Source organism: Deinococcus multiflagellatus, from assembly GCF_020166415.1.
In the GTDB taxonomy this organism is placed as follows: domain Bacteria; phylum Deinococcota; class Deinococci; order Deinococcales; family Deinococcaceae; genus Deinococcus; species Deinococcus multiflagellatus.
In genome coordinates this window covers 1-18799 of sequence record NZ_JAIQXV010000037.1, presented here as the reverse complement: position 1 = coordinate 18799, position 18799 = coordinate 1, and the positions used below count along the sequence as shown (strand labels likewise).

General features: G+C 68.0%; 16 protein-coding genes. 3 read left to right on the top strand and 13 right to left on the bottom strand.

All coding sequences use genetic code 11. From position 1 onward, the window contains the following. Positions 1-157: 157 nt before the first annotated feature. The 3 genes from K7W41_RS22900 to K7W41_RS22890 all read right to left on the bottom strand — a co-directional run bounded on the left by K7W41_RS22900 (position 158) and on the right by K7W41_RS22890 (position 1790). On the bottom strand, positions 158-862 hold the full coding sequence (locus tag K7W41_RS22900; RefSeq protein ID WP_224612835.1) for an anti-sigma factor: 705 nt from the start codon (positions 860-862) through the stop codon (positions 158-160). A 48-nt stretch (positions 863-910) separates the two neighbouring features. Further along, complete coding sequence (locus K7W41_RS22895) at positions 911-1450, bottom strand: sigma-70 family RNA polymerase sigma factor (RefSeq protein ID WP_224612833.1); 540 nt, start codon at positions 1448-1450, stop codon at positions 911-913. An 88-nt stretch (positions 1451-1538) separates the two neighbouring features. After that, a complete protein-coding gene (locus K7W41_RS22890) occupies positions 1539-1790 on the bottom strand; it encodes a twin-arginine translocase TatA/TatE family subunit (RefSeq protein WP_224612831.1) in 252 nt (83 codons plus the stop codon). A 196-nt stretch (positions 1791-1986) separates the two neighbouring features. Between K7W41_RS22890 and K7W41_RS22885 the strand changes: the two genes are divergently transcribed. The 3 genes from K7W41_RS22885 to K7W41_RS22875 all read left to right on the top strand — a co-directional run bounded on the left by K7W41_RS22885 (position 1987) and on the right by K7W41_RS22875 (position 6434). Continuing rightward, entirely contained in the window at positions 1987-2961 is a 975-nt protein-coding gene (locus K7W41_RS22885) for an RluA family pseudouridine synthase (protein ID WP_224612830.1), read from the top strand. Between the two features lie 383 nt (positions 2962-3344). Next, a complete protein-coding gene (locus tag K7W41_RS22880) occupies positions 3345-4322 on the top strand; it encodes a ferritin-like domain-containing protein (RefSeq protein ID WP_224612827.1) in 978 nt (325 codons plus the stop codon). A gap of 321 nt (positions 4323-4643) precedes the next feature. Then, positions 4644-6434, top strand: coding sequence for a DEAD/DEAH box helicase (locus K7W41_RS22875; RefSeq protein WP_224612825.1), 1791 nt, complete (start codon positions 4644-4646; stop codon positions 6432-6434). A gap of 105 nt (positions 6435-6539) precedes the next feature. On the opposite strand, the gene K7W41_RS22870 is transcribed toward K7W41_RS22875, so the two are convergent. The 10 genes from K7W41_RS22870 to K7W41_RS22825 all read right to left on the bottom strand — a co-directional run bounded on the left by K7W41_RS22870 (position 6540) and on the right by K7W41_RS22825 (position 18535). After that, a complete protein-coding gene (locus K7W41_RS22870; protein WP_224612823.1) occupies positions 6540-6908 on the bottom strand; it encodes a hypothetical protein in 369 nt (122 codons plus the stop codon). Between the two features lie 44 nt (positions 6909-6952). Next, the gene (locus tag K7W41_RS22865; RefSeq protein ID WP_224612821.1) at positions 6953-7297 is read right to left on the bottom strand and encodes a phosphotyrosine protein phosphatase; all 345 of its coding nucleotides are present in this window, start codon (positions 7295-7297) and stop codon (positions 6953-6955) included. 14 nt (positions 7298-7311) lie between these two features. Beyond that, on the bottom strand, positions 7312-7641 hold the full coding sequence (locus tag K7W41_RS22860) for an antibiotic biosynthesis monooxygenase family protein (RefSeq protein WP_224612820.1): 330 nt from the start codon (positions 7639-7641) through the stop codon (positions 7312-7314). A gap of 29 nt (positions 7642-7670) precedes the next feature. Continuing rightward, positions 7671-9218: a 2-isopropylmalate synthase gene (locus K7W41_RS22855; RefSeq protein ID WP_224612818.1), complete on the bottom strand. Its 1548-nt coding sequence runs from the start codon at positions 9216-9218 to the stop codon at positions 7671-7673. A gap of 202 nt (positions 9219-9420) precedes the next feature. Continuing rightward, positions 9421-11148: an SWIM zinc finger family protein gene (locus K7W41_RS22850; protein WP_224612816.1), complete on the bottom strand. Its 1728-nt coding sequence runs from the start codon at positions 11146-11148 to the stop codon at positions 9421-9423. 65 nt (positions 11149-11213) lie between these two features. After that, positions 11214-12224 (bottom strand): ketol-acid reductoisomerase, encoded by a 1011-nt coding sequence (ilvC, locus tag K7W41_RS22845; protein WP_224612814.1) that lies wholly within the window; start codon positions 12222-12224, stop codon positions 11214-11216. 122 nt (positions 12225-12346) lie between these two features. After that, a complete protein-coding gene (ilvN, locus tag K7W41_RS22840) occupies positions 12347-12955 on the bottom strand; it encodes an acetolactate synthase small subunit (protein ID WP_221088554.1) in 609 nt (202 codons plus the stop codon). After that, complete coding sequence (ilvB, locus tag K7W41_RS22835; RefSeq protein ID WP_224612812.1) at positions 12952-14637, bottom strand: biosynthetic-type acetolactate synthase large subunit; 1686 nt, start codon at positions 14635-14637, stop codon at positions 12952-12954. The genes ilvN and ilvB overlap by 4 nt, the downstream gene beginning before the upstream one ends. Before the next feature lie 505 nt (positions 14638-15142). Next, positions 15143-16840 carry a VanW family protein gene (locus K7W41_RS22830; protein ID WP_224612810.1) on the bottom strand — a complete coding sequence of 566 codons (1698 nt, stop codon included), beginning with the start codon at positions 16838-16840 and terminating at the stop codon, positions 15143-15145. A gap of 447 nt (positions 16841-17287) precedes the next feature. Beyond that, the gene (locus tag K7W41_RS22825; protein WP_224612808.1) at positions 17288-18535 is read right to left on the bottom strand and encodes an aspartate aminotransferase family protein; all 1248 of its coding nucleotides are present in this window, start codon (positions 18533-18535) and stop codon (positions 17288-17290) included. Positions 18536-18799: the final 264 nt, after the last annotated feature.

The following is an 18799-nucleotide window of genomic DNA, read 5'->3' as shown; positions in this document are numbered from 1 at the left end:
TATAGGCGGCTGTCTTTGTCCGAACCATCCAGCACTGAACGGGATGGTTACCCAGCGCCCAGCAATTCATATCCGTTTTAGCCCTGTTCCACTGCCCTACGAGGGCTACTGATCAAGAAAAGACCGTCTGCGTGACGGCCTTCTTCCGGAAATCGTTTTACAGCTGCTGAACCAGCAGGGGCGTGGTGGTGGGCTGGGGGCTGCCGCCCGGGGGCTCCACGCTGATCGCCACTGTCTGCCCGGCCGCCGCGCCCTGCCACTGAATGTCCTGGCCGCTGAACACGCCCGCCGAGACCGGCTGGCCATTCTCCAGGCGCCACAGCTGATACACCCGGCCTTCCGGCGGCGCACTGTTCAGTCGGGCATAGGCGCGGCCATCAGGCAGGCGCACGAGCTGGCCGGCGGGGGCACCTTCTCGGGCCAGGGTGGTCACGACTGCACCAGGCACCGCGCGGAATTCGCTCAGCAGATCGGCCGGCGGCGCGGGGCGCAGGAGGAGCACGCCCGCTGCCAGAGCCGCCGCCAGCGCCAGTCCTCCCAGCACCGGCCCCAGGGGGCGACGACGGGGCGCGGTGGGCGGCACCTGGGCCGGCACAGGGTCAGCCTCCCCTTGAAGCGGCAGCGGAGCAGGTCCCCCCTGTTCCCCTTCCGCTCGAACGCGGGCCATCAGGCGGTCCAGGGCGCCCTCAGGCACCTCGGCGGGGGGCAGGGTGTCGGGGAGGCGGTGTAGGGTGTCCAGGTCCTCACGGTACGCCGCCCGCAGGGCCGGATCAGCGTCGAGGGCGGCGCGCAGGCGCGCTTCCTCCTCGGCACTGAGCAGCCCCAGCGCCAGACTGACCAGATCTTCACGGTTGACGTTCACAGCAGTTCACCTGTCTTTGTATGGACTCTCTTGGATGGAGTGGGGCGCTTAAGAACCAGAGGCCCGCGTCAGGGCGACGCGCATGCGGTCCAGCGCGGAGCGCAGCCGGGATTTTACTGTACCCACAGGCAAACCCGTCAGGATGGCCAGCTCGCTGTGCGTAAACCCCCGGTAGTACGCCAGTTCCACCAGTTCGCGGTGATGCGGCTCCAGACCGTCCACAGCCTGCTCGGCCATCAGACGGTCGGTGGGGTCCGGGCTGCGCGTGGGGGCGTCCCAGTCCTCCAGTTCCAGCGGCGTGTCGGGGCGGTCGCGCAGTTCCTGCAAGAAGCGGTGGTGGGCAATGCTCACCAGCCACGTCTTGGCACTGGCCCGCGCCGGATCAAAGCGCCCCGCGTGTCGCCACGCATTGAAAAAAGCGTCTTGCACGCAACTTTCGACATCCTCGTGCTGCTGAAGCATGCGGCGGCCCAGGGCGTACAGCAGCCGGGCATAGCGGCGGTGCAGTTCCTGAAGCGCCTCTTCCTGCCGCCCGGCCATGGCGTGGATAAGCGCCTCGTCAGGCAGATCGGAGGAAAGGGGCGTCATGAGAGCCCGGTCAGAGTAACAGGTCCACCCCGCTGCGCAGTGCGCCAGCACACAGCCCAAGCATTACAGAGCGCTCATGAACTGGGCTTTATCCTCTGGGCTCTTCCGCCACAGCCATCTCGCGGGCCGCCACGGGCACGGCGGCCGGCGCCGCTGTGGGTATGGGCGCGGTGGCTGGGGCACCCATAGCCAGGTCGTCTTTCAGGCCCTGGGTGCTGCGGCGGAATTCGCGCAGGCCGTGGCCCAGGCTCTTGCCCAGTTCGGGCAACTTGCGCGGGCCAAACACCACCAGCGCCACCAGAAGAATCACGATCAGTTCAGCGGGTCCAAGATTGGGCATAACAACCTCCTCAGGGTTGGTTAAGCGCCGGGGGCCTCGGTGAGGTCCGGCCTGATCAGCTTTATGCGGCGCGGCCCTGACTGGATGATGGCCCCCGCCAGGGGTCAAGGCCCCCTCAAGGCCAGATGAGCTGCCCTGGCCGCCCACCGGGCACCCCAGGACCTGGGGGCTTGGGACGGGCGCTACACTGCCCCCCGTGACCGAAGGCCCCGCCTCTGCCCTGCCGTTTGCTGCCACCCCGGGCCGCCTGGACGCCGTGGTGGCCAGCCTTAGCGGCGCCAGCCGCTCGCAGGTGGCCGGGTGGATTGAGGGGGGGCATGTGCAGGTGGACGGCCAGACGGTGACCAAGCCCAGCCTGAAGCTGCGCGGCGGCGAGGCGCTGCTGGTCTCTCCGCCGCCACCCCCCGACGCCACGGTGCGCCCCGAACAGGTGCCCCTGGACGTGCTGTACGAGGACGAGCACCTGATTGCCATCAACAAGCCGCCCGGCATGGTGACGCACCCCGCGCCGGGCGTGAGCACCGGCACGCTGGTCAACGCCCTGCTGGGCCGCATGAGCCTGCCCCAGCAGGGCGGCTTTGACGGCCCCGACGGCTACCGCCCCGGCATCGTGCACCGCCTGGACCGCGACACCAGCGGCGTGATCGTGGTGGCCAAGACGGTGGCCGCCCACGCCCGACTGGCCGAGGCCTTCAAGGCGCGCGAGACCCAGAAGGTGTACCTCGCCATTGCCGCTGGCGGCTGGCGCGCCGAGGAAGCGGTGCGGGTAGACGCCCCCATTGGCCGCCACCCGGTGCAGCGCCAGCGCATGACGGTGGGCGGCGCCAATGCGCGCGAGGCCCAGACGCTCTTTACGCCGCTGGCGCGCTGCCCGGACGGCCACGGGCGCACCCTGGCGCTGGTGCGGGCCCAGCCGCGCACCGGGCGCACCCACCAGATCCGGGTGCATCTGGCGCATCTGGGCAGTCCTATCCTGGGTGACCCCGTGTATGGCCGCGAGAGCGCCGTGATCGCCCGCCACGCGCTGCACGCCCACTTTCTGACCCTGCCGCATCCGGTAACCGGCGAGGCCCTACACCTGCACGCCCCGGCTCCAGAAGACCTGCTCAGCGCATGGATTTCCCTGGGGGGCCAGTGGCCCGCCCAGGCCGAGGCGCCGACCCTGAATTGAGAGCGGAACCTGGCCCCCCAAAGGGCCGTCGCCGTGCAGGGCTATGCGACCTTTCTGGCCCCGAACAGAGGCTGGCCGGTCATGGGTCCGGGGCGCCTGGCTGTCCTGATCTGTTCTGATCCCACACCAGGCCACCCTTCTGGGTCAGCCTCCGTCTGAACTGGCCGCACAGGACGCCAATCACCCAGGCACGGCCCCAGATATTCATCACTTATTCATGAACTGAAAACCCGCTGATCCAACCGAACGGGGGCTGCATACACCTGCGGTGAAGGCAAACGAGCGCGCGCTCGCGGCCCCATACGGGGTCACCCAGCGGTGGGCCCACGGTTGACCCTCGTTCCAGCGTTCTGGTTCCGTTCCCATTCCCGGAGGTTTTCACCATGAGCAGTGACAACAGCACCGCAGGCCACAGCACCCGCCGCAAGTTCCTCGGCGCCGCCGGATTGATGGGCGCAGGCGCCGTCCTGAGCGGCTGCACCAATGTCCTGGCCACCCATCCGGCCAAGGCCAATCTGGACGCCACCATCTTCAACTTTGCGCTGAACCTCGAATACCTGGAAGCGGCCTTTTATCTTGCGGCTGTGGGGCGGCTCGATGAGTTGACCGATGCAGGGGGCGACGCCAGCAAGGTCATCCTGCCTGCTGGCTTTACCGGCCGCGGCGGCGTCGCCGTCCCCGGCCTGACCGGCGACATGCTGGCGATGGCCCATGAGATCGCCGATGACGAACTCGCCCATGTGAAGGTGATTCGCAAGGTGCTGGGCGGCGTTGCCGTACCCCAGCCCCGCCTGGACCTGGGCCCAGCCTTCCAGGCTGCTGGCAGCGCGGCCTCGGGCGGCGTCATCACCAACTTCAACCCTTTTGCCAACGAGCTGTTCTTTCTGCACGGCGCCTTTATCTTCGAGGACGTGGGCGTCACGGCCTACAAGGGCGCCGCGCGCCTGCTGGTGGACGACAGCGCGGGCGGTAACCTGGAGAACGCGGCCGGGATTCTGGCCGTCGAGGCCTACCACTCGGGCTCGGTGCGCACGCAGCTGTACAACCGCCGCACCCAGCAGGCCGCCGCCGGCCTGACGGTGGAACAGGTGGTGCAGGCCATCAGCAACCTGCGCGACGCTGTGGACGGCAGCGACGACCGTGACCAGGGCCTGAGCGCGAATGCCGCCAACAACCAGAACCCCAACGTGCCGGCCCGCAGCGCCAACATTGTCCCCACCGACATCAACGGCATTGCGTTCAGCCGCACGCCCCGTCAGGTGGCCAACATCGTCTTCCTCGACACGACTGGCACCAAGACCAGCGGGGGCTTCTTCCCCGACGGCCTGAGCGGCAACTTCTCGGCCATCCTCGCGCTGTAAGGGACCGTTTAATCCTTTGAACCGCTCCGGGACGTGGTGCCCGGAGCGGTTGTCTGTCGCTCTGGAACAAGAGGAGCGGGCAACAAAGCGCTGGCCCACCTGCCAGAGCCCCAGCCGTTTTCACGGGTTGACCGTCATCAGCAGCCCACGAATGGGCGCGCCGTCCGGCTTGCATTCTTCCCCCTAGACCTGTATGATTTTTCTTCGTGCGCCGCGCAGGAGTTACCTGTGCGGCTGGAGAGTGCCCCCACTTTCAAGGACGAGCTTTCAGGGTTGAAGGCGTTTGGAGTTCTGCAGGGGACTTTCCCGAAAGGACGACAAATGAACTTTGATCAACTGATTGCGCCCGAACTCGCGGCGCGTCTCGCCGAACGTGGCATCACCGAAGCCAGCCCCATTCAGGAAGCCAGCCTTCCCCACACCCTGCAGGGCCGCGACCTGATTGGCCGCGCCCGCACCGGCACCGGCAAGACCCTGGCCTTTGCCCTGCCCATCCTCTCCAAGCTGGAAGCCAGCCGTGAACGCGCCCGCCTGCCGCGCGCCATCGTGGTGGCCCCCACCCGCGAACTCGCCAAGCAGGTGGCCGAGGAGTTCTCCAAGAGTGGCGCGCACCTCAGCACGGTCACCGTGTACGGCGGCGCCGCCTACGGCCCGCAGGAAAACGCCCTGCGCCGTGGCGTGGACGTCGTGGTGGGCACCCCCGGGCGCCTGATTGACCACCTAGAGCGCGGCAACCTGGACCTGAGCGACGTGCAGTTTGCCGTGCTGGACGAGGCCGACGAGATGCTGTCGGTGGGCTTTGCCGACGCGATTGAAACGATTCTGCAAAAGACCCCCGAGACCCGCCAGACCCTGCTGTTCAGCGCCACGCTGACGGCCGACATCAACCGTCTGGCCCGCAAGTACCTGAATGACCCCCTGGTCGTGGACATGGTGGGCGAGGGCAAGAGCCAGGCCGCCCAGACCGTGGAGCACCTGAAGGTGAAGGTGGGCCGCACCCGCACCCGCGTGCTGGCCGACCTGCTGACCGTGTACAACCCCGAAAAGGCCATCGTGTTTACCCGCACCAAGCGCGAGGCCGATGAACTGGCCAACGAGCTGATTCACCGCGGCATTGAAAGCGAGGCGCTGCACGGCGACCTGGCCCAGAGCCAGCGCGAGCGGGCCCTGGGGGCCTTCCGCAGCGGGCGCGTGGGCGTGCTCGTCGCCACCGACGTGGCGGCGCGCGGCCTGGACATCCCCGAAGTGGACCTGGTGGTGCAGTACCACCTGCCCCAGGACCCCGAAAGCTACGTGCACCGTTCGGGCCGCACCGGCCGCGCCGGGCGCACCGGCACCGCGATCATCATGTACGGTGACCGCGAGAACCGCGAAGTGGCTGGCCTGGAGCGCGTGACTGGCGTGCGCTTTACCGAGCGCCCCCTGCCCACCCCCAAGGAAGTGGCCGCCGCCAGCGCGCGGGCCAGCGCCGACATGGTGCGCAAGGTGGACGCCAGCGCCGCCGCCAACTTCCAGGCCGAGGCCGAGCGGCTGTTCAGCGAACTGGGCCTCGAAGCCCTGAGCCGCGCCCTGGCCAAGATCAGCGGCGTGACCGAGCCCGTAAAGGCCGCCAGCCTGCTGAGCGGTGAAGAGGGCCTGACCACCATCATCCTGCACGCCGAGCGCATGAGCGTGGCGCGCGCCGTGGCCCTGCTGGCCCGCACCACCGACGTTGACACCCGCCGCCTGGGCAAGGTGCGCCAGTGGCGCGGCGGCGCTGTGGCCGACGTGCCCAGCGAGTTCGTGGAGAAGCTGATGGCCGCCAGCCCGCTGGAAGGCGAGGTGGGCGTGGAAGTGGCCCAGGAACTGCCCGAACTGTTCGAGCAGCCCACCCGCGAGCGCCGCGAAGGCGGCGGCTACCAGGGTGGCCGTGGCTACCGTGACCGCGAAGACGGCGGGTACGGCAACCGGGGCGGTGGCTACCAGGGCGGCGGCCGTGGTGGCTACGGCAACCGGGGCGGCCAGGGCGGCGGACGCGGTGGTCAGGGCCGCTGGAGCCGCGACCGTGACGACCGTGGCCCGCGCCAGCGCGAAGACTTCGCCGACCGCGAGTTCGTGCCCTCCGGCCGATAAGCGACGCACCAGAGAGACCCCCTCCAAGTTGGAGGGGGTCTTTCGTTTGGTCTGGGTGGGCGGGGCAGAGCACGTTGGCAGACCACCTGGGCCGCTGCCTCCGGATCAGCCCGCCTTGGGCCGCCGAATGGCTGCAAAGATCAGCGAGAAGAGGAGCACCGTCACCACATACGAAATCAGCGACGACACCGGATCAAAGACCGGGTTCAGGACATCGTGGGCAAATTTGTAGATGGCAAAGGGGACCGCCCAGCCCAGAGCGAACAGCCCCGCCCGCTGCAGAAAATCCCGCGTCACCGACGCCTGAGGGAAGTACCGCATGGGCAGGATCATGGCGGGCAGCAGCAGCAGTTGCGCGGCGTAAAACCACAGGGGCAGGTTGTCCAGGCCATAGTCCAGCGCAGCAAAGACGATATTCAGCAGGCCGATCACGACGCCGGTAATGAGGGCGGTGCGCAGAAGCAAAGGATTCACCCCGCCATGCTGCCACGAGTCCTGCCGGCAGAACGTTTGAAGGGTTAATCCGCTGGCGCAGTACGGGGTGTCAGGGTGCCCAGACGCGCAGGAACCTTCTGCTGCAGCAGCGTCACAAGTTCCGGCGCCATGAACTCGTAGTTGTCGGGAATGCCCAGGGTGACAACGCGCTCATCAGGCAGGGCGCCGCGAAACTGCGTGCGCACCACATCGCGGTGCTGCTTTTGCATACACACCGCCACATCCGCCCACTCCAGCAGATCCCGCGTGAGTGGCGTCAGCGCCGCCGGATGCGTGCCCGCCGACACCACCTCCCATTCGCCGGTTTCCCGGAATAAAACCTCGGCGGTCAGGCTCCTCAGTTTGTTCTGCGTGCAGAGGAACACCACGCGTAACGGCCGGGTCAGAGACCCACCTCCGTAAAATGCTCGACCGTGGGAAACGGGTCGTAAAAGTGGTGCAGCAGCGCCCGCCACTGCTGGTAGTCCGGGCTGCCCCGAAAGCCGATGGTATGTGCCTCCAACGTTGTCCACCAGACCAGCAGGGCGTAGCGATGATCATCCTCGGCACAGCGCTGGAGCGAGTGGCGCAGATACCCAGGCATGGCCGAAATGATGCCCTGCGCCTCAGCGAACGCCTCCTCGAAGGCAGGTGTCAATCCCCGGCGAATCGTCAGCAAGGCAATTTCTAGCACCGGAGCCTGGGCCTCCCCCAGCTGTCCGCCCTGTGCCATCGGCCATTGGCCATCCGCCCCCTGCCCCCTCACGGCGTCGTCTGGGTGATGCTGCGCGTCTTGCCCATGCCCGCCACCACCTGATTGATCACCCGCAGCCACGCCCGCGCGCTGGCCTCCACCACATCGGTGGCCACGCCTGTGCCGTGCAGACTGGTTTCGCCGTAGCGCGCCCCTATGCTGACCTCGCCCAGCGCGTCCCCGCCGCCCGTGACCGCCTGAATGCGGTAGGTTTCCAGCTCCGGGGTAATTTGCGTGATGCGGTTGATGGCCTGAATCGCCGCCTCTACCGGGCCGTCGCCGTGGGCGGTGGCGTCCACCGGGCCGTCGGGGGTCTGCAGGCGCACAAAGGCCACAGGCGTCATGTTCATGCCGCTGGTGATCTGAAAACCTTCCAGGGTAAAGGTCTGCGGAATGTCGCTTCGGGCTTCCACCAAGGCGCGCAGGTCGTCGGCGTAGATCTGGCCCTTGCGGTCGGCCAGGTCCTTGAAGCGGGCAAACAGGTGCTGCACCTTGTCGTCGGGCAGGTCGGCGTACCCCAGGTCGGTCAGGGCCTTGCGGAAGGCGGCGCGGCCACTGTGCTTGCCCATCACCAGCACGGCGGCCTCGCGCCCCACCAGCTCGGCGTTCATGATCTCGTAGGTTTCGCGGGCCTTCAGCACCCCGTCCTGGTGAATGCCGCTTTCGTGGGCAAAGGCGTTGTCGCCCACCACAGCCTTGTTGGGCTGCACGGGCATCCCGCTTAAGCGGCTGACCAGCCGGCTGGCGCGGTACAGCTCGCGGGTGCGGATGCCAGTCTCCAGGCCGTAATGGTCCCTGCGGGTATGAAAGGCCATCACCAGTTCTTCCAGGCTGGCGTTGCCGGCGCGCTCGCCAATGCCGTTCACCGTGCATTCGATCTGGCGGGCGCCGCCTTCAGCCGCTGCAATGGAGTTCGCCACCGCCAGCCCCAGATCGTCGTGGCAGTGGGCGCTCAGGATGATGTGCCCAGGCAGCGCGGCGCGAATCCGGGCGAACAGCGTGCGAATCTCATCGGGGGTGGTGTAGCCCACGGTGTCGGGGATGTTGATGGTGGTGGCCCCGGCCTCCACCGCTGCCTGGAAAATGCGAATCAGAAACTCGGGGTCGCTGCGGGTGGCGTCTTCGGCGCTGAATTCCACATCGTCCACGAAGGTGCGGGCATATTGCACCGCCTGCACGGCGCGCTCCACCACGGCGTCTGGCTCCAGGTTCAGTTTCTTGGCCATGTGAATGGGGCTGGTGGCGATGAAGGTGTGAATACGGGCCTTTTCGGCGGCCTCCACCGCCTTGGCCGCCGCTTCAATGTCGGCGCGGTTCGCGCGGGCCAGGCCGGCAATCACTGGGCCCCGGACCTCGCGGGCAATGCGCGACACACCTTCCAGGTCACCGGGGCTGGCGATGGGAAACCCGGCCTCGATCACGTCCACGCCCATGCGGGCCAGCTGGTGGGCAATTTCCAGTTTCTGCGCGTGGTTCAGCGCCACGCCGGGCGACTGCTCGCCGTCGCGCAGGGTGGTGTCGAAAATACGGATGCGGGCGGGTTGGGGCTGGGTCATGGGCAGGGCTCCTGTGGGCAAAGTGGGCAAGCGAAAACCCCCGGAGGGGTGTCCTCCGGGGGCTGGCCGCATCTGTCTGGCCGTTCACTCCACCGGAGGAACGCCAAGAAGCAGGCCAAACGCGAACATAGGCCCAGCGTAAGGGGGCCCCGGCCAGCGCCGCGCAGGTTGTCTAATGCAAACGTGCGTTAGGGGGACCCGCCTAGAGCAGCCCCGCACGGGTCAGTTCCTCTTTCAGCGCGCGCAGGGTGGGGTATTCCTGCACGAACAGGCGGGCTGCCGAGCGCACTTCCTCGTGGCCCAGCAGCGGCGCGGCCGAGCGCAGGGCCCCGGCGGCGTCCGCATAGTGCTTGCGCCCCCGGCCCTGAATGTGGGCAGCGGCGGCCTGCAGCAGCAGCGGTTTGGCCTCGGCCGCCGGCAGCGCCAGGGCCAGGCGCGTGGCGAGATGGGGCCCCAGCACCCGCAGCGGATCGGCCTTGTGTCGCCTGAAGACAGGCAGGGCCCGCTCGCCCAGGCCTTCTTGCAGCAGAAACAGCACGAGGCACCCCAGGTTCAGACGCTGCTGGGCCCAGTGATCCATCAGCGTTTCGCGGTCGGCGGGCCAGTCGGGGCTGACCGCTTTCAGGGCCGCCAGCCAGTCCAGATCGCGCGGCAGAAAGGACGCGGTGAAATCGGGGTGGTCGCCGGTGCCGTGCAGCACAGCGTCCAGGGCCAGGGTATGGGCGTCGGCGTCGCGGCCGGTCTCGCGGAAGTGTCCGTAGAGCCACGCCCTAGCGCCGTACACCCGGAGGTTGGCGCGGGCGTGGGCTTCCAGCGCGTCCAGCAGGCCGAATTCACGGAACGGGGCTTCCACCTGCTGCGGCGGAACGGGGCGCGGCCCCTCGCCTAGCGCCGCCACCGCTTCCGGCACGCAGCCCTGGGCCAGCAACAGGCGCACCAGCCCTTCCAGGTCGCCAGCGGCGCGGGCCAGGGTCACCTCGGCTTCGGGGGTGACTTCGCCCGCGCCCAGCTGGCCCAGCACCCCCAGGGTCCGCGCCAGTTCCTGGCGGCGGTAGGCCCGGCCCTCGGCGTCCAGCAGGCCGTGCAGGAACCCCAGGCTCAGGGCGCGGTCCTCGGGGGGCAGCGCGGCGAACAGGTCCGCCTGCCCCTCCTGCGCAATCTCGGCAGCGCCCCAGCCGAATTCGGCGGCGGCCTCGTGCAGCGCGTCGTGGGCGGACGAGCGCACGTCCTCAGCCAGTTCACGGGCCAGCAGCCGCAGCAGGGCGCTGCGGGCCGGGGCGGCGAGGTCGTGCAGTTCCACGCCGTAGTCCTCGTCCTGCAACTCGGCGGCGCCGTCCAGCAGGGCCACCGCCGCGTTCAGCACGGCCTGGGGGTTGGCACCGGGGGTCTCGCCCAGGCGGCTCAACTCCTCGGCCAGCGGCCACACGTCGCTCAGGTCAGGGCCCTCGCCTTCCCAGTCCTCCTCGGGGTCATAGGCGATCTCGGCAAAGGCGGCCTGCAGTTGCCCGGCCAGTCCCGCGCCGGAGCCGCCCGCCACCACCAGCCGCGTCAGGTCCGGTTCGCGGCGCAGCAGCCGGCGGACCAGGGCGCGCAGGTCGTCGGCGCTCAGGGCGGCCAGCGTGGCGTCCAGATCCGGCCATGCCTCGAAGTCCTCTGGCGCCCCGGCGGCGCGGGCCAGCAGCGCGGCCACATGCTTGCAGCCGCCCCCCCCGCCCACCGGGCAGGAACAGTGGGCGGCCTCGACCGCTCCGGCGCGCACGGTGGCCTGCACGCGGTAGCGCTCCTGGCCCCGGGCAATCCCACTCAGGGTCACCGTGTCGCCGTCCGGCTGGGCGCTCAGGGCCGTCAAGCCCGCCACGTAGGGCTGCCCCTTGCGCCACTCGTGGGCCCCCACATGGGCCCGCGCCGCGTTCACCGAGAGTTCGACCATGTGGGCCCAGCATAAAGAATGCGGCCCCAGCCACAGCGGGCGGGGGCCGGCCAGGGCGGAGCGGCTTAAACTTCCAGCGCCTTTTTGCTGATAAAGGGCATCTTGTCGCGCAGGTCCTGGCCCACGACCTCCAGGGTGTGATCGCGCATCTTGCCGCGCTGCTCCTCCATGAAGGGAAAGCCCGCTTCGGCGTCGGCAATGAAGCGCTCAGCAAACTTGCCCTGCTGAATGTCGGCCAGCACGCGGCCCATTTCTGCCTTCGTCTCGGCGGTGATGATACGCGGACCGGTCACGTAGTCGCCAAACTCGGCGGTGTTGGAGATGGAGTGGCGCATGCCGCCAAAGCCCTTCTCGTAAATCAGGTCCACGATCAGCTTGACCTCGTGCAGCGTCTCGAAATACGCGATTTCGGGCTGGTAGCCGGCTTCCACCAGCGTCTCGAAGCCCGCCTGAATCAGGTGGGTGACGCCCCCGCACAGCACGCTCTGCTCCCCGAACAGGTCGGTTTCGGTTTCTTCCTTGAAGGTGGTTTCCAGCACGCCCGCGCGGGTGCAGCCAATGCCCCGGGCGTACGCCAGGGCGATCTCGCGCGCCTGCCCGGTGGCGTCCTGATGCACGGCGAAGATACCGGGCATGCCCGCACCGTCGGCGTAGACGCGGCGCAGCATGTGACCAGGGCCCTTGGGGGCCACCAGAAACACGTCCACCCCGGCGGACGGCGTGATCCGGCCAAAGTGAATGTTGAAGCCGTGCCCAAACGCCAGCGCCTTGCCGTCCGCGAGGTGGGGGGCGATGCTCTGCGCGTACACCTTGGGCTGCTGCTCGTCGGGGATCAAGAGCATGATCACGTCGGCTTCCCGGGTGGCATCTTCAATGCTCGCCACGCGCAGGCCCGCCTGCTCGGCCTTGGCGCGGCTGGCGCTGCCTTCGCGCAGGCCCACCACCACGTTTAACCCACTGTCGCGCAGGTTCTGGGCGTGCGCATGCGCCTGCGAGCCGTAGCCGATGATCGCAATCAGCTTGTCTTCGATGGGGGCGGTGGACACGTCGCGGTCGTAGTACATCTTCGCAGCCATTGGGGGATTCTCCTATAGAACGTGAGCTGGGTGGGATTGTGGGCTAGAGCAGGTTGACCGTTGATGGTTGAAGGTTGATGGTGACGGGCTTTTTCCATCACCTCTCGACCATCAACCATCCTCTAAAACAGATTTGGTACTTCGCGCGCCCGTTCCTCGCGGGGTTCGGCGGACAGGACAGGCTGGAGGGTCTGGGTTTCGCCGGGGTGGTAGACGTGGGCCGGAATATCGGCGTTGCTGCCGCGCGTCAGGGCAATGCGGCCGGTGCGCATGGTTTCCAGAATGCCGAACGGGCGCAGCTGCTCAATGAAGGCCGTGATCTTGCCCTCGTCGCCGGTCACCTCGAAGGTCAGGGCGTGGCGGCCCACGTCCACGATGCGGCTGCGGAAGTCCTCGGCGATCTGGCGCACCTCCACGCGCGTTTCGGGGTTGATCGCCACCTTGACGAGCACCAGTTCGCGGTCCACGTATTTTTCCAGGCTGTGGTCAATGATTTTTACGACGTCGTGCAGCTTTTCCAGCTGCCGCATGGCCTGTTCCACCACGCCCCGGTCCCCGCTGACCACAATGGTCATGCGCGAGACGCCAGGGTGCTCGGTGGTGCCCACCGACAGGCTCTTGATGTTGTAGCCCCGGCGGCCAAAGAGGGCCGTGATCCGGGTCAGGACGCGCGGTTCGTCGCGCACCAGGATGGACAGCAGGTGGTCGGGCGTGGGCTGCTCGGGGGTCATGCTTCGCTCGCCTCCGGGGTGGGGGCGCCGGGGCGTGCCGGCTCGGTTTCGATCATCTCGGACAGGGCGGCCCCCGCCGGGACCATGGGGAACACGCCGTGCTCGTGCGGCACCACGACTTCCAGCAGGGCGCTCCTGGGGTCGGCCAGCCACGCGTCTATGGCGCCGGGCAGTTCTTCGGCGGTGCTGGCGCGGTAGGCGGGTACGTCGTAGGCGTCGGCCAGTTTCACGAAATCGGGGTTGGAGTCGCCCAGCCACACTTCGGAATAGCGCTTTTCGTGGAACAGTTCCTGCCACTGGCGCACCATGCCCAGGTAGGAGTTGTTGATGATGCAGATTTTCACGTTGCGGATGTCGTACATCTTCAGCGTGGCGAGTTCCTGGGCCGTCATCTGAAAGCCGCCGTCCCCGGCAATGACCACCGAGCGCACCCCGGGCTCGGCCATCCCGGCGCCAATGGCCGCGGGCAGGCCAAAGCCCATGGTGCCCAGCCCGCCCGAGTTGATCCAGCGGCGGGGCTTTTCAAAGCGGGCCAGCTGCGCGGCGAGCATCTGGTGCTGGCCCACATCGCTTGAGAGCAGGTCATCGGGGCGCAGGCGGTCCACCACGGCCTTGACGGCGGAGCCCGCGCCCCAGTGGCTGGGGGTCTCGGTGCGGGCCTTCCAGGCGTCCAGTTGCGCGCGCCACTCAGCACGGGCCGGCGGCTGGGCGCCCTCGGCCAGCAGGCGGGCGGCCTGGGCGGCGTCGCCGCGCACCGGCACATGGGTGCGCACGATCTTGCCAATCTCGGCAGCGTCCAGGTCCACATGGATGATGGCGGCGTGGGGCGCAAAGCCACTCACGCGGCCCGTCACCCGGTCATCGAAACGCAGCCCCAGGCCCAGCAGCACATCCGCCTCGCTGATCGCGCGGTTGGCCGCCACCGAGCCGTGCATGCCGGGCATCCCCAGCCACAGCGGATCGCTGGCGGGAAAGGTGCCCAGGCCCATCAGGGTGGTGATCACCGGGATGTCCCAGGCGCGGGCCAGGGCGGTGATCTCGGCGGCGGCGTCCAGGCTGCCGCCCCCCACCATCATCACTGGCTTTTTGGCGCCGCGCAGCAACTCGCAGGCGCGCTCAATGGACTCTGGGCTGGGCGCGGGAATCTCCGGGCGGGCGTGGGGCGCCGGAATGTCGCCGTGGTAGGGGGCCAGCTGAATATCTTTGGGAATGTCCACCAGCACCGGCCCCGGGCGCCCGGAGCGGGCAATGCGAATCGCCTCGGCCACAATGCGCGGCAGTTCCGCCACATCCCGCACGACGTAATTGTGCTTGGTGATGGGCAGGGTGATTCCGGTGATGTCCGCTTCCTGAAAGGCGTCGGTGCCCATCAGGTGGCTGGCCACGTTGCCGGTGATTGCCAGCAGCGGCACACTGTCCAGCATGGCGTCGGCCAGCCCGGTCACGAGGTTGGTAGCGCCGGGGCCGCTGGTCGCCATGCACACGCCCAGTTCGCCTGTGGCCTTGGCCCAGCCCTCGGCGGCGTGGGCCGCGCCCTGCTCGTGGCGGGTCAGGACATGGCGCACCTCGGGGTAGAAGGTCAGGGCGTCGTAGACCGGCATGATCGCCCCGCCGGGATAGCCGAACACCGTGGAAATACCGTGGTTGGCCAGGGTGGCCCACAGGGCCTTGGCTCCGTTCATCTGGCCCCGCTCTGGTGCAGAAAGGTGCGGTGCGTGCTGCGCTGGCGCGTGCTCTGAACCCATGCCTGATCCTCCTGAAAAAAAGCGCCCCCGCCCTGATCTGGGGCGGGGGTGGGCGAAGCGGTGACGCAACCTAGCCTCGGGTGCCCCCGGTGCTAAGAATTACGATCACGATCTTCGCGCTCATGGCTCCACCATAGGGGGCGCATTGATGGGCCTGCAAGGTGCGTCTAGACGCCTGGGCGTTCCAGCGTGGGGAACAAACGGGCGTTCGTGAGGCGGCAGGGGGTGGGGTGAAGGGTCGAGGAGTCTAAAGGTCGAGGAGTCGAGAGGTGGGGATGGGCAGCGGGGCCGCCGGTTCTAAAGTCTCTCGATAGGTCGAGGGGGCCAGAAGTCGAGGGGTCGAGCAGCGCCAGCTGGCCTTTCTCGACCCTCTCGACGGCTCGACCCCTCGACCCAAAAAAAGAGGAGCGCGCCACCCGGCCCGCTCCTCTCCTCCACCGCCTTAGCCACGCGGGCCGGTTTCGTACACCGCGCGCCAGGGCTTGTAGACCGTCTTGACCTGGTCCTGGCGCACGCCGCTGGCGTCCTTGATGGTGCGGGTGATGTAGAGGCTGTAACCGTCGGCGGCCCAGTCCACCTGCCGCGTGGTGCCGGGGCGCAGGGCGGGGTTAACCACGTACTGCGGCGCCGGGTGCGGAATGCGCGCGGTGATCACGGCCGGGCTGACCGTCACGGTGCGCGCGGGCTTGATGCCCCACACCTGCACTTCCAGGGTGCTGGTCGCGTTGTTGTTCACCGTCTTGATCAGGATGGGGCCGCTGGTGTCGTTTTTCAGCTTCAGGTCCAGGCCCGGGTCGTACACGGCGGCCTCAAAGCCCACCTGGGGCTCGTAATAGCCCACGCGGTACGAGTGCTGGTTGCGCTCCACCACTGGCAGCCCGGCGCTGTACAGCGCGCGGAAGACCGTGGTGCTCACCTGACAGACCCCGCCCCCCAGGCCGTCCACCGTGCGCCCACCGCTGATGATCAGCCCACCCACGAACCCATTTTGCGGCGTGATGCCCCCCAGCGCGCTCAGGAAACTGAAGTCCTCGCCGGCCGGCACCACGGTGCCGTTGATCTTGGCGGCGGCGTTGGCCACGTTGGTGCGCCGCGCGGGGCTGCTGCCGTAGTACGTGCTCTTGCCCACGGCGATCAGCTGCAGCTTGTCGGCGGCGGGCAACTTGTCGATGGTTAAGGTGGGCTGCTGCACCTTGCTGGGGAACACCAGGGTTTTCTGCGTGGGGTCCAGCACCGCCTTGCGGAACAGGGCGTAGGCGGCGGCGCGGTCGGTGACGCGCCCGGCACGCTCCTTGGCCTTCACCAGCGTGCCGCCCTGCATCACATAACGGGCGTTCTGGGCGGGGCGGTCCACCGTCTCTGTCAGCAGGCCGAACGCGGCTTTGAGGGTCTGCTCGTCCGGCACCACCCCCTGTTCACGCACCCAGTAGAGATTGGCCACCTGCAGGGCGCTGAGCACCCCAGTGCGGTCGGTGCCGTCCAGGGACACGGTGAACGCGCGGTTCAGGGCGTTGCCCCGGTCCACATGCGCCTGCAGCGCGGCGGCCGTGTACTTGGCCGCCCACTGCTTGACCGGCACGGTGAGGGCCGTCTGGGCCGGGTTGGCGGCGTAGCTGTTCACGGCCGCCGTCACGTCGGCCTGGCGGCCAGGGTTGCCCGGCTTGACCGCGTATTTTTTCGTGGCCTTGTCGAAGAAGATGGCCGCGTTCTTGGGCTGGGTGTTCAGGGCGGCGGTCAGGCCGCTCAGGGTGGCGCGGGCCTGGGCGGTGTCCACCGTCACGCTCAGGGGCAGGTCCTGCACGGGCGCCTGCCCAATCAGGCCCTGCACCTTTTGCAGCAGGTTGCGGCTGGCTGTGGCTTCAAACGCCGCGTCCAGGCTGCGCGCGGTGTCGGCCTGCCAGCCCAGTTGCGCGGCGCCCACGGTCCAGCGCGCCGTGCCCGCCCGAACCGTCACCTGGGGCGGGGCGGCCACCTGCCCGGCCAGCGCGGCCTGGGCCTGTTCCCGGGTCAGGCCGCCGACCTCCACCCCGGCAATGCGCAGGCCCGGGGCCAGCGTCCCCCCCGGCTGCGTCGCCACACCCACCGCGAGCGCTCCACCCACCAGCGTCGCTCCCATTAATCCCCCAGCCCAGCGCTTCATCAGGCCACAGTGTAAGGAAGTTCACGGGCGCGCGATTGCAGAAACCGCACGTTCCCCTCATGGTCAGGGGTTCATGAAGGCCGCTGGGAACGGAGGTTCGGCCGGGCTGGACAGGGGGCGGCTGGAGAAGGGGCATGGGCAGGGGCTGAAGCAGCCTTTCGCCCTGCCCCTATCATCCGTCCTGGGACCCCCTCCACAACGACCATTCCATGCACAACCAGCTAGAGCAGTTGCTATCAAGATGCTGTAGGGTCTTGACCCTCGCCCCTCGTGGGACTCGAAGAGCGGCGCCGCAGCGAGGGGTGAGGGCGTTCGTTGGTCAACCGCTCTAAACGCCTGACCCGATCTTGCCCCTCCCAATGAGCTGGAGACGCCTCCCCTCTCCTTCCCCAACACCAAACCAACCTGGGGCGACCCTACGGCCGCCCCAGGTTGAGTATTTCTTCTTTACTCGCTCTGCTTCTCTTCGGCGCCCTGGGCCAGTTCGGCGCGGCGTTCAGCGCGGGGGTCCACGTTCTGCAGCACGCGCTCAAAGGCGGCGATCACGGTGTCAATCTGCTCCTTGCTGATGGTCACCGGCGGCAGGAAGCGCACCACCAGGGGCGTGGCCTGCAGGGTCAGCACGCCTTCATCGTGTTCCAGCGCGTGGATGTAGGGCGCACTCTTTTCTTTCAGCTCCACCCCGATCATCAGGCCCAGGCCGCGCACCTCGCGGATCTTGGGGCTCTGGATGGCGCGCAGCTTTTCCATGAAGTACGCGCCCTTCTCGCGAGCCTGCTCGGCCATGCCTTCGCGCTTCATGGCGCGCAGGGCCGCCACACCAGCGGCCATGCTCAGGGGATTGCCGCCGAAGGTGGTGCCGTGGCCGCCAGCGGGCATGCGGTCCGCCACCTCGGCGGTCATCGCCAGCGCGCCGATGGGCAGGCCGCCCGCCATCGCCTTGGCCAGCGTCATGGCGTCGGGGGTGACGCCGTAGTGCTCGGTGGCGAACATCTTGCCAGTGCGGCAGAAGCCAGTCTGAATTTCATCCAGAATCAGCAGGGCGCCCTTCTCTTTGGTCAGGCGGCGGGCCTCCTGAATGAATTCGGCGCTGGCGGGGCGCACGCCGCCCTCACCCTGCACCGGCTCCATGATCACGGCGGCCGTCTGGTCCGTGATGGCCGCGCGCAGTTCTTCGAGGTTGCCGTAGCTCACGAAGTCCACGTTCTTGTTGTCCACGGCGTCGCCAAACGGCTCGCGGTACTTGGGTTCCCAGGTGAAAGCCAGTGCGCCCAGGCTGCGGCCCGAAAAGCCGCGCTTCATGCTCACAAAGCGCTGGCGGCCGGTGGCGGTGATCGCAAACTTCTTGGCCGCTTCCATCGCCTCGGTGCCGGAGTTGCACAGGAACACGCGCTCCAGGCCCTGGGGCAGCATGCCCACGAGTTCCTGCAGGAATTCGGCGCGCTTGTCGTTGGGGAGCGTCTGGGGCATCACGATCAGGCGGTCCACCTGCTCCTTGACCGCCCGCACCACATCCGGGTGGCTGTGGCCAATGTTCGCCACGCCGTAGCCCGCCACGCAGTCAATGTACGAGCGCCCGGATTCATCCCAGACGGTGGCGCCCAGGCCCCTGGTCATCACGACGTGGTGCTTGTTGTACACGCCGCTGTCGTACTTCAGTTCAGCGTCCAGCCACTTGCTCTGTGTTGCCGTCATCTGTGGTCCTCCTGTGCTGTCGCGGCCAGCAGCGGCCGGCAGGTGATGGGCGGCCCTGGCCCCTGGATGCCACGGAACCGCCGACTTCCTGTTCAGTGTAGGGGCTGGGGGCCCGGAAGCGCGCCCCGGGTGTCCAGGCTAAGTCACTCGCTGTTGATCTTTAGATCAACCGAGCGGAGCGAGAGGCGAAAAAAGTACCTCGCACCGAGAATGGAAACGTTTCGGCGCTCTTCTGAAACGTTGAAATGGGAGGGGCGAGGTGCT

Bases quoted from the DNA above. Each gene is read 5' to 3' on its own strand.
- K7W41_RS22895 (WP_224612833.1), bottom strand. From the start codon at position 1,450: ATGACGCCCCTTTCCTCCGATCTGCCTGACGAGGCGCTTATCCACGCC.
- K7W41_RS22890 (WP_224612831.1), bottom strand. From the start codon at position 1,790: ATGCCCAATCTTGGACCCGCTGAACTGATCGTGATTCTTCTGGTGGCG.
- K7W41_RS22880 (WP_224612827.1), top strand. From the start codon at position 3,345: ATGAGCAGTGACAACAGCACCGCAGGCCACAGCACCCGCCGCAAGTTC.
- K7W41_RS22875 (WP_224612825.1), top strand. From the start codon at position 4,644: ATGAACTTTGATCAACTGATTGCGCCCGAACTCGCGGCGCGTCTCGCC.
- K7W41_RS22860 (WP_224612820.1), bottom strand. From the start codon at position 7,641: ATGGCACAGGGCGGACAGCTGGGGGAGGCCCAGGCTCCGGTGCTAGAA.
- K7W41_RS22855 (WP_224612818.1), bottom strand. From the start codon at position 9,218: ATGACCCAGCCCCAACCCGCCCGCATCCGTATTTTCGACACCACCCTG.
- K7W41_RS22850 (WP_224612816.1), bottom strand. From the start codon at position 11,148: ATGGTCGAACTCTCGGTGAACGCGGCGCGGGCCCATGTGGGGGCCCAC.
- ilvC (WP_224612814.1), bottom strand. From the start codon at position 12,224: ATGGCTGCGAAGATGTACTACGACCGCGACGTGTCCACCGCCCCCATC.
- ilvN (WP_221088554.1), bottom strand. From the start codon at position 12,955: ATGACCCCCGAGCAGCCCACGCCCGACCACCTGCTGTCCATCCTGGTG.
- ilvB (WP_224612812.1), bottom strand. From the start codon at position 14,637: ATGAACGGAGCCAAGGCCCTGTGGGCCACCCTGGCCAACCACGGTATT.
- K7W41_RS22830 (WP_224612810.1), bottom strand. From the start codon at position 16,840: ATGAAGCGCTGGGCTGGGGGATTAATGGGAGCGACGCTGGTGGGTGGA.
- K7W41_RS22825 (WP_224612808.1), bottom strand. From the start codon at position 18,535: ATGACGGCAACACAGAGCAAGTGGCTGGACGCTGAACTGAAGTACGAC.